Genomic DNA, 17,300 nt, shown 5'->3' with positions numbered 1-17,300 from the left:
GCCGGGCGCTGACCGGCGCGCCGCCGCCGCCGGCAGAGCGGCGCGCCCTGGGCGAGCGTCTGGCCACCGGGGTGGCGGTGTTCGACACGCTTCTGCCTTTGGTGCGCGGGCAAAGGATCGGGCTTTTCGCGGGGTCGGGGGTGGGGAAATCCTCGCTTCTGGCGAAATTCGCCCGGGGCGTTGCGGCCGATATCGCGGTGATCGCGCTGGTGGGCGAACGCGGGCGCGAGCTGCGCGATTTCACCGAGCGGGTGCTGGGCCCGGCCGGCATGGCGCGCTCGGTGGTGATGACCGCCACCTCCGACCAATCGCCGCTGATGCGTCGGCGCTGTGCCCTGTCGGCCATGGCCGTGGCCGAGCATTTCCGCGATCAGGGCCTGCATGTGCTGCTGCTGGTCGATTCCGTCACCCGCTTTGCCGAGGCGCATCGCGAAGTGGCGCTGGCCTCGGGCGAGCAGGCCAGTCTGCGCGGCTATCCGCCCTCGACCGCGCATGCGATCATGGGTCTGGCCGAACGCGCCGGGCCGGGGGCGGGCGATCAGGGCGATATCACCGCGGTGCTTTCGGTGCTGGTCGCCGGCTCTGACATGGAAGAGCCGGTGGCCGACATCATCCGCGGCACGCTGGACGGGCATGTGGTGCTGGACCGCAAGATCGCCGAGCGCGGGCGCTATCCGGCGATCGACCTGCTGCGTTCGGTGTCACGCGCGTTGCCCGAGGCTGCAAGCGGGCCGGAAAACGCGCTGATCGCCGATGCGCGCCGGGTGCTGGGCGCCTATGACCGGGCCGAGATGATGGTGCAGGCCGGGCTGTATGTGCCGGGCAGCGACCCGCTGATCGACCGGGCGATCCGGCTGTTTCCGATGCTGGACGGGTTTCTGGCCGAAGACGCGCCCGCAGGCGGCCCGCCGACCAGTTTTGCGCGGCTGAAGGCCTGTCTGGGGCCGTGAGGCACCTTGCCCGGCCCGGGGGGCTTTGCGCCCCCCAGACCCCCCGCAGGATATTTATCGACAGATGAAAGGGCGAAAGCAGGCTGTGGGGTCGGTTACAGCCACAGCGCGCGGTCGCCCTGATCGTCGCGGATGCGGCTGGGCAGGCCGATCTCGTTCAAGAGGTTGATGAAGGGCGCGGGGTCAAGCTCTTCGACATTGGCCATTTTGCCCAGATCCCAGTCGCCGCGGGCGATCAGGATGGCGGCCGCCACCGGGGGCACGCCCGCAGTGTAGGAAATGCCCTGGGCGCCGACCTCCTGATAGGCGTCCTTGTGATCGGCAATGTTGTACAGGAACAGTTCGGCCGGCTTGCCGTCCTTTTCGCCCTTCACCAGATCGCCGATGCAGGTCTTGCCGGTGTAATCCGGCGCCAGGCTTGCCGGGTCGGGCAGCACCGCCTTGACCAGTTTCAGCGGAACAACCTCTTGCCCCTCGGCCGTCTTCACCGGCTTTTCGCTGAGCAGGCCCAGATTGTTCAGCACCGTGAAGACATTGATGTAATGGTCGCCAAAGCCCATCCAGAACCGCACATCGGCCTGCGGATAGCGCGCCGACAGCGAATGCACCTCGTCATGGCCGGTCAGATAGGCCTTCTGCTTGCCGACGACCGGAAGGTCCCATTCGCGGCCCACTTCGAACATCTTGTTCGCCTGCCAGGCGCCGCCCTGCCAGGAATAGACCGTTCCGGTGAATTCGCGGAAATTGATCTCGGGGTCGAAATTCGTCGCGAACCAGCGGCCATGGCTGCCGGCATTGATGTCGACGATGTCGATCGAGTCGATCCGGTCCAGCAGGCCCTCGGCCACCCGCGCCCAGGCATTCACCACGCCCGGATCGAAGCCCACGCCCAGCACCGCCGTCACCCCGGCCTCGGCGCAGGCCGCGCGCCGCTTCCATTCGTAATTGCCGTACCAGGGCGGCGTTTCGCAGACCTTCTTGGGGTCTTCATGAATCGCCGTGTCCATATAGGCCGCGCCGGTCTGGATGCAGGCCTCCAGCACCGTCATGTTCACGAAGGCCGAGCCGACATTGATCACGATCTGCGCCCCGGTCTGGCGGATCAGCGCCGCCACCGCCGCGCTGTCCATCGCATCGACCGCATGGGCCTGGAACAGGCCCGGCACTTTCATCGCCGCCTTTTCCTGAACGCTGGCGATGATCGCCTCGCATTTGGCCTTGGTCCGGCTGGCGATATGCAGATCGCCCAGCACGTCATTGTGCTGCGCCGCCTTGTGCGCCACGACCTGGGCGACGCCACCCGCGCCGATGATCAGGACATTGCGTTTCATGAGGGCACCTCCTCGGGGTTGCGGGGAAGGGGGTCAGCCAAGGCTGTCCCGGTAGTCGTCATAGGTGAATTCCCGAACGATCGTTTCGGAACCATCCAGTTCCTTGATCACGATCGAGGGCATCTTCACCCCGTTGAACCAGTTCTTCTTGACCATCGTATAGCCGGCCGCGTCGGCGATGCTCAGCCGGTCGCCCACCGACAGCGGCTTTTCGAACGAGAATTCGCCAAACACGTCGCCGGCCAGGCAGGACTTGCCACAGATCATGTAGGGATGCGGGCCGCGGGTTTCCATCTTCGCCGGCTGGCGATAGATCAGCAGGTCCAGCATATGCGCCTCGACCGAGCTGTCGACAACGGCCAGGTCCTTGCCATTGTTCAGAATATCCAGAACCGTGACTTCAAGGCTGGCCGATCCGGTGATCGCCGCCTCGCCCGGCTCCAGATAGACCTGCACGCCGAAGCGGTCCTGGAAGGCGCGCAGCCGCGCGGCCAGTTTCGCGACCGGATAGCCTTCGCCGGTGAAATGGATGCCGCCGCCCAGGCTGACCCAGGACAGGCGTTTCAGCAGGCTGCCGAATTCCTGTTCGATCCGGTCCAGCTGGCGGTCCAGCAGGTCGAAATCGGCATTCTCGCAATTGTAATGGATCATGAAGCCCGAGATCCGGTCCATCACCGTCTCGATCTTGGTCTGGTCCCATTCACCCAGTCGGCTGAAGGGCCGGGCCGGATCGGCCAGGTCGAACCCGCTGGTGGAAAAGCGCGGGTTCAGCCGCAGCCCGCGCGCGATGCCGGCCGACTGGTTGTCGAACCGTTGCAGCTGGCTGATCGAGTTGAAGATGATCTTGTCGGCGTAACCCACCGCCTCGGCGATCTCGTGATCGGCCCAGCCCACCGAATAGGCATGGGTTTCGCCGCCGAATTTCTCGCGCCCCAGCCGCAGCTCGTACAGGCTGGACGAGGTCGTGCCGTCCATGTGCTGGCGCATCTGGTCGAAGACGCCCCAGGTCGCAAAGCATTTCAGCGCCAGCAAAACCTTGGCGCCCGAGGCGGCGCGCAATTCGTCCATCACCGCCATGTTGCGCGCCAGTTTCGCGCGGTCGATCAGGTAATAGGGCGTCTGGATCATCGTCTCCCCCGGGCCAGGCAAGATAAGCGCGGGTATCTATGCCCGACGCCCCTCTGGTGCAAGCGGGAATGCCGCGACGCGGTAACAGGGCGATGACGAAAGCGGCCGGCGCCAGGGTCGAAGCCGGGGCCGAACCCGGGGCGGCGCGCGCCCTGTTCACCCCGCCGGCGCCGGCCAAAGGGGAAGACGAAAGGAAGACGAAAGGAAGACGCGGGGAAGACCGGAAAAATCCGGGAAATCCGGCCGGTTAACCCCGATTCGGGTCAGATCATCCGGATCGCGTCTTTATCCACCGCCAGCACATAGCCGCGCCTTGCGATGGTCTTGACCAGCAACTCGCTGACCAGCTGATTGCCCAGCGTGTCGCGCAGCCGTTTGACCCGGGTGGCGCCTGCCGCCTCGTCGCAATCGGCCTCGTTCCGGCCCGAGATCACCGCCTCGATCTGCGCGCCGGTCAGCACGTCGTCATCCATCCGCGCCTCGGCCAGCACGGCCATGGTCTCCAGCGCCGCCTCGGTCAGCTGGAACTCCAGATCGTTGATATAGACCGCCCGCGCCTCGCGGCTGATCATCAGGCTGGCCACCTGAATGCCGGTCCGCTGGATCGCGCCGATCCGGCGGTTCAGGGCGATGATCATCACCAGAAACACCAGCGCCGCCACCAGAAGCGCGGTGGAAAACACCAGCAGCACGAAGATGACCGAGCGATAGCTGGCCAGCACCTCGGAAAAGGACGTGCCGGATTGTGCCAGGATTTCCAGCAGCTTGATCTCGCCCGCCGTGCGCAGGTCGTCGTTTTCCACGAACAGCCGTTCGACGCGCGCATTGAAGGCATTGGCGTCGGGCAGGTTCAGGAACAGAAACAGCGCCGCGCCGAACAGGATCAGCACGATGGCGGCAATTCCAAAGCCGACGACGCGGTTGCCCGTCTTCAGGCTGTCAGTAACGGAGGAAATACTCTCCGGCACTTGCTTTCCTTTCCGCCAGTCCTTCGGGGCCGAATGTGGAGACAACGTTCAGAAGTGTCCAGCCCGCCGCCGCCAGCCGGGGCGCCAGTTCGGCCTGGGCCGCCTTTTTCGAACAGGCCCCGTCCGAGACCTGCGCCACCCCGTATTGCAGCTGCAAGGGGTTGTCTTTCTTGGCCTTGTAATCGGCATAGCATTCGGCGCCGGCCTGTCCCGTCAGGGTCAGCAACAGCGTCATGGCCAGGATCGTGTTTTTCATCTCCGGCTCCGTTGGGGAGGGGACCGCTCGTTCGAGTCACCTTGGCGTGACGGCCCGCGATATTCAATATCGGCGGTCCTTCGCCGGATGGCTATCGTCTAGCAGGCCCTTTGTCGCCGGATGTTATCGCCTGACAGGGGCCTGTTATTGCCTGTCCTTCCGGCCCGGTCGCAGTCTGGCGGCACAGCGTCGGCCCGGCATCGGCTGCGACGCATCCCCCCCGGCCCGCAGACAGGGCCCCCGTCCAGATGAAGGAGCTTGCCATGACCGAGACCAGGCTGATCCCCGCCGCCCGGATCGCACGCCAAAGCGCACGGGCCGAACCCTCGCCGCGCGGCTTCACCCGCATGTTCACCGCCGGCGCGGCGGTGGTGGCGCTGGTTCTGTCGACCACGCTTCCGGCACGGGCGGCCCCGGATGGCGAGGATTATCTGAAGACGATCATTGGCTTGGCCATCATCGGGGCCATTGCCAAATCGGCGAATGACAAGAAGAAGGACCGCGACGACGATCATTACGTCCCGGCGCCGAAGCCCGGCAAGGACAAGGGCCGCCGCATTCCCGCCAGCTGCGCGATCGAGATCGCCGGCAAGAAGCGCGACGCGGTGGTCTATCCCGAAAGCTGCCTGCGCGAGGCCGGGGTGACCCGCAACCTGCCGCGGAACTGCAGCAACGAAGCCAAGATCTTTGGCGAATGGGACCGGATCTATTCGGCCGAATGCCTGCGCAGCGCGGGCTTCCGGGTGGGCATCAGCCCGAACGACTGATCCGGTCGCGCCCTGTCGCGGGGCGCAGACCCGCGTTGCCGGGGCGGCTTGGGGCCCCGGGTGGGGGCCGCGGCCAAACCTGGCGCGGCGCCCCGATGGGGCAGGGGAGAGCAGCCCCTGCCCCGTTCGGCCGAAGCGGTGTCAGCCCAGCGTTGCGCCGTCGTCGCGCCAGACCGCGACGATCGACGACCGCGGCTTGCCGGCGCCATCGGGCCAGCTGCCGCCCGGATGCTGGATGCCGACGAAGGCCACCTTGCGGTCGGCCGACCAGCACAGGCCGGTGACCTCGGCGCCGTTCGGGGCGGTCAGGAAGCGGGCGATCTCGCCCGTGTCGGGATTGCCGATCAGCATCTGGTTGTTGCCCTGGCCGGCGAAGTCGCCCTCGTTGGTGTCTTCGCCATCGGTCTGGATCCACAGCATGCCGGTCGAATCGAAGGCCATGCCATCGGGCGAGTTGAACATGTTGCCTTCGGTGACATTGGCGGAACCGGCATAGGCATCCTTATGCACCGCCGGATTGCCGGCCATGACATACAGATCCCAGGTGAAGGTGTCGGCGCCATGATCGCCGCCCTCGGGCCGCCATCGCACGATCTGGCCGTATTCATTGGCCTCGCGCGGGTTTGCGGCGTTCACCGGCTGGCCGTCGCCGCCGCGCTTCGAGTTGTTGGTCAGCGCGCAATAGGCCTCGGCGCGCGAGGGATGCGCGGCGATCCATTCGGGGCGGTCCATCGTCGTGGCCCCCACCTTGGTTCCGGCCAGACGGGCAAAGGTCAGCATCTGTGCCAGATCCATCCCGGTGCTTTCCGGCGTCAGCGCCAGCCATTCGCCGGTCAGGTCGTCGTTGAAGCGGGCCACGTAAAGCGTGCCTTCCGACAGCAGCGTGCCGCCCTTCTGCCCCTCGGCCCAGGTCCCGTTCGAGACGTAGCGATAGATGAACTCGCCCCGCTCGTCATCGCCCATGTAAACCACCACGCGGCCATCGGCGGCCTGCACCATCTCGGCATTCTCATGCTTGAAGCGGCCCAGGGCCGTGTGCTTGACCGGGGTCGAGGCCGGATCGGCCGGGTCGATCTCGACCACCCAGCCGAAGCGGTGCGGCTCGTTCGGATTGGCGATCAGATCGAAGCGGGCATCAAACTTTTCATACAGATAGTTGCTTTCGCCCTTCAACCCGTAGCGCTTTTCCTCAGGCGTCTGGTCGCGTTCGGTGACCATGCCGAAATAGCCGTTGAAGTTTTCCTCGCAGGTCAGATAGGTGCCCCACAGCGTGCGGCCCGAGCCGCAATTGTTCAGCGTGCCAAGGGGCGACATGCCGGCCGGATCGGCCGCGGTCTTGACCAGATCGGTGCCGGCTACCGGCCCGTCCATCGTCATCGGCGTGTCATTGGTGATCCGCCGGTTGAAGGCCGATCCGACGACCACCTGATAGCCCTGGCCCTGATCGGCCACTTCCAGGATCGTGACGCCCTGCAGGTTCTTCAGCAGCTGCACCTCTTCGGCCGATTGCGGCTTGCCTTCGGATGCGGCGGGCAGGTTGATCTTGGGGTTCACATATTCCGAATTGACCGCGATCACTTCCTTGCCGTCGATCTGGAACAGTTCCATCCCGTCGGTATTCTCGCCGAAAACCTGGGTCGACAGGTCCAGCGCCACGCCGGTTTCGCCCGAGAAGGCGCCTTCGGCGGCCTGGGTCAGCGCATCGCCCCAGCGGACGAGCGTCTTCCAGGAATGGCCCTCGGGCACTTGCAGCGAGAAATCGGTGCCGATGCCGATCGGCGTGAAGGGAAAGCTGGCCGCCCGCGCCGGGGTGGCGCGAAGAAGCGCCGCGCCAAAGACCGAAGCGCCCGAGCCGATGGCCAGCGCGCCGCCCAGAAAGCCGCGGCGCGAAATGGCGCGGTCGACCACCTCGTCAAAGCCTTGGCGCGAGGGGCGGGGATCGCGCTGCTCGTCGAATGCATCCCAGGACAGGTCGTCGTGGCTTTGGGTCGGTTGGGTCATGGCGGGCCTCTGGCTGACGGAATGGCTTCGGTGGCCCTGTCGGACCGCCGCAGCCCCGCTGTGTCAGCCAAAGATCACAGCCGCGCGTCGCTTTTCCGATGGTTTTGCGAAGATCCCGCGGCCCGGCGGCAAGCCCGCGCCGGCCGGGGGGCGGGCTCTGGACTATTTAAATTCAATATCGCATATATCAAATTCTGCGCATAGATCTGGCGGCCAGACCCTGGCCCCGTCCCGCACCGGAGACCCAATGGATACCACATTCACACCGCTGCTTTCGCTGGCGGGCGGGGGGCTGATCGGGCTTGCCGCGGTTCTGCTGATGCTTGGCCTCGGGCGGATCATGGGCGCCACCGGCCTTGTCGCGGGGCTGCTGGCGCCGGCCTCGGGCCGCGACTGGGCCTGGCGGGCGGCGCTGGTTCTGGGCATGGCGACCGGCCCGCTGGTCTGGCTGGCGGCCACCGGCACCTGGCCGCAGGTCAGCGTGGCGGCCGGCCCGGTCCAGCTGGTGCTGGGCGGGCTTGCGGTCGGCATCGGCGTGACCTTCGGCGGCGGCTGCACCTCGGGCCACGGCATCTGCGGCCTGGCCCGGTTGTCGCCACGCTCGCTGGTCGCGACGCTGACCTTCATGGCCAGCGCCGCGCTGACCGTCTATGTGATCCGCCATGTGATCGGAGCCTGACCCATGCGCCTTGCCCTTCCCTATCTGATCGGGCTGATCTTCGGCCTGGGCATCACGCTGGCCGGCATGATCAACCCGGCCAAAGTGCTGAACTTCTTCGACATTGCCGGGAACTGGGACCCAAGCCTTGCCTTCGTCATGGCCGGGGCCCTGGCCGTCACCTTCCTGGGCTACCGTCTGGTCCTGCGCCGCCCCGCGCCCCTGTTCGAGCCGCAGTTCCACCTGCCGACCAGCCGGGCCATCGACGCGCGGCTTCTGGGCGGGTCGGCGCTGTTCGGCCTCGGCTGGGGCATGACCGGCTTCTGCCCCGGCGGCGCCCTGCCGGCGCTGGGCACGTTCGAGCCGGCGGTCTGGCTGTTCCTGTCCGCCATGCTGTCGGGAATGATGATCGCGCGGATGCTGGCGGCCCGGCTGGACGGCGGCGGCCCCCAGCCCTTCAGCGCCTAGGATGCGGATGCGACCGGCGTTGCGCACCGCCATTGCCGCCCGCCTGCCGATCCTGACCTGGGCCCGGCGCTATTCCCGGGCCGAGCTTTCGGCCGACCTGATCGCCGCGGTGATCGTGACGATCATGCTGATCCCGCAGTCGCTGGCCTATGCCCTGCTGGCGGGTCTGCCGCCCGAGGCCGGGATCTATGCCTCGATCCTGCCGATCCTGCTGTATGCGCTGTTCGGCACGTCGCGCGCGCTGGCGGTGGGGCCGGTGGCCGTGGTCTCGCTGATGACGGCGGCGGCGATCGGGGGCGTGGCCGAACAGGGGGCGGCGGGCTATGCGGTGGCGGCGCTGACGCTGGCCTTCCTGTCGGGGCTGATGCTGGTGGCGATGGGGATCTTCCGCCTGGGTTTCATCGCGAATTTCCTGTCGCATACCGTGGTGTCGGGCTTCATCACCGCTTCGGGCATCCTGATCGCGGCCAGCCAGCTGAAATCCATTCTGGGCATCAGGGCCGAGGGCGATACGCTGCCCTCCCTGCTGCCGGCGCTGGTCGCCCATCTGCCGGCGTCCAGCCTGCCCACCCTGCTGATCGGCGCGCTGGCCCTGGCCTTCCTGTTCTGGGTGCGCCGTGGCGGGCTGAAACGGGCGCTGGTCGCGCGCGGCCTGGCGCCGGGCCTGGCCGATGTGGCGGGCAAGGCGGGGCCGGTGGCGGCGGTGGTGGGAACCACGCTGGCCACCTGGGCGCTGGGCCTGGCCGATCGCGGCGTGGCGGTGGTGGGCCATGTGCCGCAAAGCCTGCCGCCCTTCACCCTGCCGGGCCTGTCGCCGGCGCTGTTGCGCGATCTGTTCCTGCCCGCGCTGCTGATCTCGATCATCGGCTTCGTCGAGTCGATCTCGGTCGCCCAGACCCTGGCCGCAAAGCGGCGCCAGCGCATCGACCCGGATCAGGAACTGCTGGGCCTGGGCGCCGCCAATCTGGGCGCGGCCTTCACCGGCGGCTATCCGGTGACGGGCGGCTTCGCCCGATCAGTGGTGAATTTCGATGCCGGCGCCGCCACCCCGGCCGCCGGCGCCTTCACCGCGCTGGGCCTGGCCTTCGCCGCCCTGGCCCTGACACCGCTGATCTTCTTCCTGCCCAAGGCCACGCTGGCCGCGACGATCATCGTCGCCGTGCTGGGCCTGGTCGATCTTTCCGTGCTGAAGCGCAGCTGGGCCTATTCGCGCGGCGATTTCGCCGCCGTCCTGGCCACGATCCTGGCGACCCTGGGCCTGGGCGTCGAGGCCGGGGTGTCGACCGGCGTTCTGGTCTCGCTGCTGCTGTTTCTCTGGCACACCTCGCGCCCGCATGTGGCCGAGGTGGGGCTGGTGCCGGGGACCGAACATTTCCGCAATATCCGCCGCCATACCGTGCTGACCGACCCCAGCCTGGTGACGCTGCGGGTCGATGAAAGCCTGTATTTCGCCAATGCCCGGCGGCTGGAAGATCTGCTGCTGAACCGCGTCGCCCCCGATTGCCCGGTGAAACATGTCGTCCTGATGTGTACCGCGGTGAACGAGATCGACCTTTCGGCGCTTGAGGCGCTTGAGGCGATCAACGCCCGGTTCCGCGACATGGGCGTGGGCTTTCATCTGTCCGAGGTGAAAGGCCCGGTGATGGACCGGCTGAAGCGCACCGATTTCCTGCAGCACCTGAACGGCCAGGTCTTCCTGACCCAGTATCAGGCCTGGCAGGCGCTCAGGCCCGCACCAGCGCCTCTGCCTGGGGCAGCGTGAAACCGGCCAGATCGGGCAGGATTCGCAGGGCCTGCGACAGATCCTCGCCCGCCGAATACAGCGAGGGCGTGGCCAGAACCGCCAGCCCCGCGCCCCGCGCCGCCAGCACGCCGTTGCGGCTGTCTTCCAGCGCCAGGCAGGCTTGGGCCGGCAGGCCCAGCCGCTGCAGGGCCAGCAGATAGACATCCGGCGCGGGCTTCTTTGCTGCCACCTCGTCGCCCGCGGCGATCACGTCGAAAACCTGCGCGGCCGGCCGGTTCCACAGGCAGCGGCACAGCGCCTCGACATTGCCCGGGCTGGTCGTGGTGGCAATCGCCAGCGCCAGCCCGCGCGCCCGGGCCGCGTCCACCAGGGCCAGAACGCCCGGCCGCGCCGCCACCCCGCCCTGGGCCAGACGCTGGGCGAAAAGCGCCGTCTTCTCGGCATGCAGCGCGGCGATCTGCGCATCCGACGGGCCGGCCCCCAGAGCCGCGCGATGCGCCGCCATGCGTTCCTTGCCGCCGGTCACCCGCAACAGCCGGCGATAGTCTTCGACCGTCCAGTGCCAGCCCAGCCCATGCGCCGCGAAGACCGCGTTGAAGGCGGCACGATGCGCTTCTTCGGTCTCGGCCAGCGTGCCGTCGACATCGAAGATCAGCGCGCGCAGGCTCATCCGACCAGGCCGGGCAGCTGCGCGAAATCGGCGAAGGCGGCGCGATGGGGCAGGGCCTCGACCGGCGATTTGCGATAGCCTTCGGTAAACAGAAGGAAGGGCAGGCCGGCCGCTACGGCGGTGGCGGCATCGACCTCGCTGTCGCCGACATAGGTGATCTCGCCCGCCGCCGCGCCCAGTTCCTGCGCGCAAAGCCACAAAGGCGCCGGGTCGGGCTTGGTCACCGCCAGCCGGTCGCCGCCCACCACTGCGGCGAAATGCCCGGCCAGGCCCAGATCGGCCAGAATGGCCCGGGCCGGCGCCTCGGGCTTGTTGGTGCAGACGCCCAGCACATGGCCCCGTGCCGCCAGCGCCTGCAGCGCCGCCACAACCCCCGGATAGGGCCGGGTCTGTGCGCTGGACTCGCGGTTGTAATGGTCCAGCACCACGGCGGTCAGCGCCTTGTGCCGGGCCGGATCCAGCCCCGTGGCGGCGATCACCCGCTCGACCAGCTTGGGCAGTCCGTTGCCGACGAACGAGGTCACGGTCGCCAGATCCAGCGCCGGCTTGCCCTCGGCCGCCAGCATCAGATTGACCGCGGCCTGAATGTCGGGCGCGCTGTCAACCAGCGTGCCGTCCAGATCGAAGATCACCGCCGCCATGCGCGCCTAGCCCCGTCCCGGCAGCGCGGCATCCGCCGCCGCCCGGATCGCCCGGATATTCGCGCCATAGACGCCCGGATTGTCGACCGAGCCGCCGCGGAACACCGCCGAGCCCGCCACCAGCACATCGGCCCCCGCCGCCACCATGGCCGGCGCCGTCACCGGATCCATTCCGCCGTCGATCTCGATATGCACCGGCCGGTCGCCGATCATCGCGCGCAACTTGCGCACCTTCGCCGTCATGTCGATGTATTTCTGCCCGCCGAAGCCCGGGTTCACCGTCATCACGCAGATCAGATCGGTCAGATCCAGCAGATCGGTCACCGCTTCGGCCGAAGTGCCGGGGTTCAACGCCACGCCCGCCTTCATCCCGGCGCCGCGAATAGCCTGCAGGGTGCGGTGGATATGCGGCCCCGCCTCGACATGCGCGGTCAGGACATCGGCGCCCGCCTTGGCGAAAGCGTCGATATAGGGGTCGACCGGCGCGATCATCAGATGCACGTCCATGACCGTCTTCACATGCTTGCGGAACGCCGCGACAGCCGGAGGTCCGAAGGTCAGGTTCGGCACGAAATGCCCGTCCATCACATCGACATGCACCCAATCGGCGCCCTCGGATTCAATCGCCTGAATCTCGCGGCCGAAATCGGCGAAATCGGCGGACAGGATCGACGGCGCGATCTTGATCTTGCGGGAAAAATTCATGCGCTCGGTCACTCTGCGGCCTTCCTCTCATGCGCCAGCCCGCCCTGAAAGACCCGGCTCGCGCGGATATCCTCTGCTTCGATTGTCGATAACGCCTCGGCGTCGACAGGGCCAGAGGCAGAAAACAGCCGGTTCGCCTGCCGCAGCCGCGCCCGGTCCAGCGCATTGCGGATCGACCGCGCATTGGCGAAATGCGGCTGCACGCTGCGCGCGGCGATATACGCGGCCATCGCCGCCTTGGCGGCCGGCGTGAAGCGGTAATTCTGCGCTTCCAGCATCCCCTCGGCGATCCGCCCCAGCTCGTCGTCCGTATAATCGGGAAACTCGATGTGATGCGCGATGCGCGAGCGGAAGCCGGGGTTCGAGCGGAAGAAATCCTCCATCCGGCCAGCATAGCCCGCCAGGATCACCACCAGATCGTCGCGATTGTTTTCCATCACCTGCAACAGGATCTCGATCGCCTCGGCGCCGTAATCGCGTTCATTGTCAGGCTTGTACAGGTAATAGGCCTCGTCGATGAACAGCACACCCCCCATCGCCTTCTTCAGCACCTCGCGGGTCTTCGGCGCGGTATGGCCGATATATTGCCCGACCAGATCGTCGCGGGTGACCGAGACCAGATGCCCCTTGCGCACATAGCCCAGCCGGTGCAGCAGCCCCGCCATCTTCAAGGCGACCGTGGTCTTGCCCGTGCCCGGATTGCCGGTGAAACTCATGTGCAGGGTCGGCGTCTCGACCGCCAGGCCCAGCGCCTTGCGCGCCCGGTCCACCAGAAGAAGCGCCGCCGTCTCGCGGATCCGCGCCTTCACCGGCGCCAGCCCCACCATCTCGGCATCCAGCTCCTCCAGAACGGCGCGAACACCGCTTTCCTTGAACTCGGCGCGCAGATCGACCGTCTCGCTCATGGCCTTCCTCTCTGCAAAAATATCCTCGGGGGGGCCGGGGGGGCAGAAAGCCCCCCCGGGGTTTCCATCAGCGCACCACCTCATGGGTGTAGCGAATGGACCGCCCATCCCCCTCAGTCCGGGTCATGCGGATCGACGGTTCCACCTTCGGGCGATGCACGATGAAGCTCATCGTCACCGTCTCGAAGCCGCGGGTGTTGTCGAAGGCGTTGAAGCGGATATAGGCCTCGGGGTTGGCCTTGCGGCAGGCGTCAAGCTCCATCATCACGCCCTTGGCATCCTTCAGGTCGAACATCGGATTTCCGAACATCTCCCAATAGGTGTTGCGCGGATGCGGGTCATGGGTCCATTCCACCCCGATCGCCCAGCCCTTCTCCAGGCAATGGTCCACCTGGGTGGTGATCTCTTCATCCGTCAGGTCGGGCAGGAAGGAAAAGCAGCCTTGAGTGATACGCATCGTCTCGCTCCTTACATGGCGGCCGAAACTTGCGGCACGAAGTCCGAAGTGTCGGTCGAGGTGTAGTTGAAGGAAATGTTGCCCCAGGTATCCAAGGCGGCTTCCAGAGGTTTGCACCACTTGGCCGCGGCGCGCAGGATTTCCGGCCCTTCCGACTTGATGTCGCGCCCGGCATTGCGGGCGAAGGTCATCGCCTCCAGCGCCACCCGGTTCGCCGTGGCGCCGGCCTGGATGCCCATCGGATGCCCGATCGTGCCGCCGCCGAACTGCAGCACCACATCATCGCCGAACAGATCCAGCAACTGGTGCATCTGCCCGGCATGGATCCCGCCACTGGCGACCGGCATCACCTTCTTGATGTCGGCCCAGTCCTGCTCGAAATAGATGCCGCGCGGCAGGTCCACCGGATTGTACAGCTCGCGGCAGACATTGTAATAGCCCTGCACCGTCAGCGGATCGCCTTCCAGCTTGCCCACGGCGGTGCCGGTGTGCAGATGGTCGACCCCCGCCAGCCGCAGCCATTTCGCGATCACCCGGAAGCTGATCCCGTGGCTTTTCTGCCGCGTATAGGTGCCATGGCCCGCGCGGTGCATGTGCAGGATCATGTCATTCTGCCGGCACCATTCGCTGATCGACTGGATCGCCGTCCAGCCGATGATCAGATCGACCATCACGATGCAGGAGCCCAGCTGTTTGGCGAATTCGCCGCGCCGGTACATCTCTTCCATCGTGCCGGCGGTGATGTTCAGGTAATGGCCCTTCACCTCGCCGGTCTCGGCCGTGGCCTTGTTCACCGCCTCCATGCAATACAGGAAGCGGTCGCGCCAATGCATGAAGGGCTGCGAGTTGATGTTCTCGTCATCCTTCATGAAGTCCAGCCCGCCCCGCAGCCCCTCATAGACCACGCGGCCGTAATTCTTGCCCGACAGGCCCAGCTTCGGCTTGGTCGTGGCGCCCAGAAGCGCCCGCCCGAACTTGTCCAGCCGTTCGCGTTCGACGACCAGCCCGGTGGGCGGGCCCTTGAAGGTTTTCACATAGGCCACCGGCAGACGCATGTCTTCCAGCCGCGCCGCCTTCAGGGGCTTGAAGGAAAACACATTGCCGATGATCGAGGCGGTCAGGTTGGCGATACTGCCTTCCTCGAACAGGATCAGGTCATAGGCCACATAGCAGAAATACTGGCCCGGGTTGTTCGGCACCGGCTCGACCTTGTAGGCCTTGGCGCGATACTGGTCGCAGGCGGTCAGCCGGTCGGTCCAGACCACGGTCCAGGTCGCGGTGCTGCTTTCGCCTGCCACAGCCGCCGCCGCCTCGATCGGGTCCACGCCCTCTTGCGGGGTGATGCGGAACAGCGCCAGCAGATCGGTGTCCTTGGGAACGTAATCGCCGTCCCAATAGCCCATCTGCGCATATTTCAGCACGCCCGCCGCATAGCGCTTTTTCGTGTCGGTGATCTCGGTCTTGGTTCCGTCAGCCATCTTCAGATCCTCCCTCAGGCCGCCGCGGCGGTCGTGGTTGCAGGGGTCAGCGCGCCGCTTGCATAGCGTTTCGCCATTTCGTCCAGACCGATCACCCGGATGCGCCCGGCCTGCCCGGCGGTGCCGAAGGCCTCGAACCGCTCGCGCACCAGGGCCTCCATCTCCTTCATCGCCGGGATCAGGAACTTGCGCGGGTCGAATTCCGCCGGGCTTGCCTTGGCGACCTTGCGGAACTGCCCGGTGATCGCCATCCGGCAATCGGTGTCGATATTCACCTTGCGCACCCCATGGCGGATGCCGCGGACGATTTCCTCCAACGGCACGCCATAGGTCTGCGGCATCTTCCCGCCGCTTTCGTTGATCAGATCCTGCAGATGCTGCGGCACCGAGGAAGAGCCGTGCATCACCAGATGGGTGTTCGGGATCTTGGCATGGATCGCCTCGATCACCCGCATCGCCAGAATGTCGCCATCCGGCTTGCGGCTGAACTTGTAGGCGCCATGGCTGGTGCCACAGGCAATCGCCAGCGCATCCACCCCGGTCCGCGCCACGAAATCCTTGGCCTGGTCGGGATCGGTCAAAAGCTGGCTTTCATCCAGCTTGCCTTCTGCGCCCGAGCCATCCTCGGCCTCGGCCTCGCCGGTCTCAAGGCTGCCCAGAACCCCCAGCTCGCCCTCGACGCTGGCCCCCACCCAATGCGCTGCATCCGCCACCTTGGCCGTGATTGCGACATTGTAGTCGTAAGAGGCCGGCGTCTTCATGTCGGCCAGCAGGCTGCCATCCATCATGACGCTGGTGAAGCCATGCCGGATCGCCGACAGACAGGTCGCCTCGTTGTTGCCGTGGTCCTGATGCAGGCAGATCGGAATCCCCGGATGCATCTCTGCCAGCGCCTCGACCATATGCCGCAGCATGATGTCGCCGGCATAAGACCGCGCGCCCCGGCTGGCCTGCAGGATGACCGGAGCATCGCAGGCCTCGGCCGCCTTCAGGATCGCCAGCCCCTGCTCCATATTGTTGATATTGAAGGCCGGCACGCCATAGCCACGCTCCGCCGCGTGATCCAGCAATTGCCGCAAGGTGATCAGTGCCATCTCTCTCCCCTCTTCATCTGTCCAGAAATATCCCGGGGTCCGGGGCAGAGCCCCGGGGCCTCCCCGGAAGCGCTCAGATCAACCGCCCCATCGCCACGGCCGTATCCGCCATGCGGTTGGAGAAGCCCCATTCATTGTCGTACCAGCTCAGGACGCTGCACATCGTGCCGTCCATCACCTTGGTCTGGTCCATGTGGAACACGCTGGAATGCGGGTCGTGGTTGAAATCCGAACTGACGTTCGGTCTGACCGTGAAACCCAGGATCCCCTTCAGCGGCCCCTCGGCCGCCGCCTTGATCGCGGTGTTGATCTCGTCGACCGAAGTTGCCCGTTTGGCGATGAACTTCAGATCGACGACGCTTACATTCGGCGTCGGCACGCGGATCGCGAACCCATCGAGCTTGCCCTTCAACTCGGGCAGCACCAGCCCCACCGCCTTGGCCGCCCCGGTCGAGGTCGGGATCATGCTCAGCGCCGCCGCCCGGGCGCGATACAGATCCTTGTGCATCGTATCCAGCGTCGGCTGGTCGCCGGTATAGGAGTGAATGGTTGTCATCATCCCCTTCTCGATCCCGATCGCATCGTTCAGCGCCTTGGCGACCGGGCTCAGGCAATTCGTGGTGCAAGAGGCGTTGGACACCACCAGGTCGTCCTTGGTCAGCACGTCATGGTTCACCCCAAAGACGATCGTCTTGTCCGCCCCCTCGCCGGGCGCCGAGATCAGCACCCGTTTCGCGCCATTCGCCAGATGCGTCGCCGCCTTGTCGCGGGCGGTGAAGATGCCGGTGCATTCCAGCGCCACATCCACCCCGTCCCAGGGCAGCTCGGCCGGGTTGCGCAGGGCGGTGACCTTGATCCGGCCGCGGCCCACGTCGATCCAGTCTTCGCCCGTGGTCACCTCGCCCGGGAACCTTCCATGGACCGAATCGAAGCGCATCAGATGGGCGTTGGTCTCGACCGGGCCCAGATCGTTGATCGCCACGACCTCAATGTCCTTGCGGCCCGATTCCACCACGGCGCGCAGCACGTTCCTTCCAATACGGCCAAAGCCGTTTATGGCAACTTTCACAGTCATTTCA

The 17,300-nt window shown here is 66.3% G+C and carries 18 protein-coding genes; 5 read left to right on the top strand and 13 right to left on the bottom strand.

Annotation, left to right across the window (positions count from 1 at the left end; genetic code table 11):
* On the top strand, window positions 1–950 hold a 950-nt coding region (locus tag K1Y73_RS06155), incomplete at its 5' end, for a FliI/YscN family ATPase (RefSeq protein WP_225027221.1).
* A gap of 95 nt (window positions 951–1,045) precedes the next feature.
* Here the strand turns inward: K1Y73_RS06155 and K1Y73_RS06150 are convergent.
* From K1Y73_RS06150 to K1Y73_RS06135, 4 genes are all read right to left on the bottom strand, one after another.
* Window positions 1,046–2,281 (bottom strand): saccharopine dehydrogenase family protein, encoded by a 1,236-nt coding sequence (locus K1Y73_RS06150; RefSeq protein WP_225027219.1) that lies wholly within the window; start codon window positions 2,279–2,281, stop codon window positions 1,046–1,048.
* Window positions 2,282–2,314: 33 nt separating this feature from the next.
* Window positions 2,315–3,409, bottom strand: a complete 1,095-nt coding sequence (gene nspC / locus K1Y73_RS06145) for a carboxynorspermidine decarboxylase (protein WP_225027217.1) — start codon at window positions 3,407–3,409, stop codon at window positions 2,315–2,317.
* A 263-nt stretch (window positions 3,410–3,672) separates the two neighbouring features.
* Window positions 3,673–4,377, bottom strand: a complete 705-nt coding sequence (locus K1Y73_RS06140; protein ID WP_225027215.1) for a winged helix-turn-helix domain-containing protein — start codon at window positions 4,375–4,377, stop codon at window positions 3,673–3,675.
* Window positions 4,349–4,633 carry a hypothetical protein gene (locus tag K1Y73_RS06135; protein ID WP_225027213.1) on the bottom strand — a complete coding sequence of 95 codons (285 nt, stop codon included), beginning with the start codon at window positions 4,631–4,633 and terminating at the stop codon, window positions 4,349–4,351. The genes K1Y73_RS06140 and K1Y73_RS06135 overlap by 29 nt, the downstream gene beginning before the upstream one ends.
* Before the next feature lie 263 nt (window positions 4,634–4,896).
* On the opposite strand from K1Y73_RS06135, the gene K1Y73_RS06130 reads away from it, so the two are divergent.
* Complete coding sequence (locus tag K1Y73_RS06130; protein ID WP_225027212.1) at window positions 4,897–5,400, top strand: hypothetical protein; 504 nt, start codon at window positions 4,897–4,899, stop codon at window positions 5,398–5,400.
* A 141-nt stretch (window positions 5,401–5,541) separates the two neighbouring features.
* Here K1Y73_RS06130 and K1Y73_RS06125 read toward each other — a convergent pair whose 3' ends face one another.
* Window positions 5,542–7,401 (bottom strand): PhoX family protein, encoded by a 1,860-nt coding sequence (locus K1Y73_RS06125; protein WP_225027210.1) that lies wholly within the window; start codon window positions 7,399–7,401, stop codon window positions 5,542–5,544.
* 247 nt (window positions 7,402–7,648) lie between these two features.
* On the opposite strand from K1Y73_RS06125, the gene K1Y73_RS06120 reads away from it, so the two are divergent.
* Genes K1Y73_RS06120 through K1Y73_RS06110 form a run of 3 tightly spaced genes read left to right on the top strand, consistent with a single transcriptional unit; the run spans window position 7,649 to window position 10,289 of the window.
* Entirely contained in the window at window positions 7,649–8,080 is a 432-nt protein-coding gene (locus tag K1Y73_RS06120; RefSeq protein WP_225027208.1) for a YeeE/YedE family protein, read from the top strand.
* A gap of 3 nt (window positions 8,081–8,083) precedes the next feature.
* Window positions 8,084–8,527: a DUF6691 family protein gene (locus tag K1Y73_RS06115; protein ID WP_225027206.1), complete on the top strand. Its 444-nt coding sequence runs from the start codon at window positions 8,084–8,086 to the stop codon at window positions 8,525–8,527.
* Window positions 8,528–8,534: 7 nt separating this feature from the next.
* Entirely contained in the window at window positions 8,535–10,289 is a 1,755-nt protein-coding gene (locus K1Y73_RS06110) for a SulP family inorganic anion transporter (protein ID WP_225027205.1), read from the top strand.
* Here K1Y73_RS06110 and K1Y73_RS06105 read toward each other — a convergent pair.
* From K1Y73_RS06105 to gap, 8 genes are all read right to left on the bottom strand, one after another.
* Window positions 10,252–10,941: an HAD-IA family hydrolase gene (locus K1Y73_RS06105; RefSeq protein WP_225027204.1), complete on the bottom strand. Its 690-nt coding sequence runs from the start codon at window positions 10,939–10,941 to the stop codon at window positions 10,252–10,254. The two genes, K1Y73_RS06110 and K1Y73_RS06105, sit on opposite strands and share 38 nt — an antisense overlap.
* On the bottom strand, window positions 10,938–11,582 hold the full coding sequence (gene gph, locus K1Y73_RS06100) for a phosphoglycolate phosphatase (protein WP_225027203.1): 645 nt from the start codon (window positions 11,580–11,582) through the stop codon (window positions 10,938–10,940). The genes K1Y73_RS06105 and gph overlap by 4 nt, the downstream gene beginning before the upstream one ends.
* Before the next feature lie 6 nt (window positions 11,583–11,588).
* Complete coding sequence (rpe, locus tag K1Y73_RS06095) at window positions 11,589–12,287, bottom strand: ribulose-phosphate 3-epimerase (RefSeq protein ID WP_225027223.1); 699 nt, start codon at window positions 12,285–12,287, stop codon at window positions 11,589–11,591.
* An 8-nt stretch (window positions 12,288–12,295) separates the two neighbouring features.
* Window positions 12,296–13,192: a CbbX protein gene (gene cbbX / locus K1Y73_RS06090; RefSeq protein WP_225027202.1), complete on the bottom strand. Its 897-nt coding sequence runs from the start codon at window positions 13,190–13,192 to the stop codon at window positions 12,296–12,298.
* A 67-nt stretch (window positions 13,193–13,259) separates the two neighbouring features.
* Window positions 13,260–13,649 carry a ribulose bisphosphate carboxylase small subunit gene (locus tag K1Y73_RS06085; RefSeq protein WP_225027201.1) on the bottom strand — a complete coding sequence of 130 codons (390 nt, stop codon included), beginning with the start codon at window positions 13,647–13,649 and terminating at the stop codon, window positions 13,260–13,262.
* Between the two features lie 11 nt (window positions 13,650–13,660).
* Window positions 13,661–15,127 (bottom strand): form I ribulose bisphosphate carboxylase large subunit, encoded by a 1,467-nt coding sequence (locus tag K1Y73_RS06080; RefSeq protein ID WP_225027200.1) that lies wholly within the window; start codon window positions 15,125–15,127, stop codon window positions 13,661–13,663.
* A gap of 14 nt (window positions 15,128–15,141) precedes the next feature.
* A complete protein-coding gene (gene fba / locus K1Y73_RS06075; protein WP_225027198.1) occupies window positions 15,142–16,221 on the bottom strand; it encodes a class II fructose-bisphosphate aldolase in 1,080 nt (359 codons plus the stop codon).
* A 73-nt stretch (window positions 16,222–16,294) separates the two neighbouring features.
* On the bottom strand, window positions 16,295–17,296 hold the full coding sequence (gene gap / locus K1Y73_RS06070; RefSeq protein ID WP_225027196.1) for a type I glyceraldehyde-3-phosphate dehydrogenase: 1,002 nt from the start codon (window positions 17,294–17,296) through the stop codon (window positions 16,295–16,297).
* Window positions 17,297–17,300: the final 4 nt, after the last annotated feature.

Origin of the sequence: Xinfangfangia pollutisoli (assembly GCF_020179405.1) — a bacterium.
GTDB lineage: Bacteria > Pseudomonadota > Alphaproteobacteria > Rhodobacterales > Rhodobacteraceae > Pseudogemmobacter > Pseudogemmobacter pollutisoli.
The sequence above is the reverse complement of the archived record's forward strand: the minus strand, read 5'-3'. Positions and strand labels throughout refer to the sequence as shown.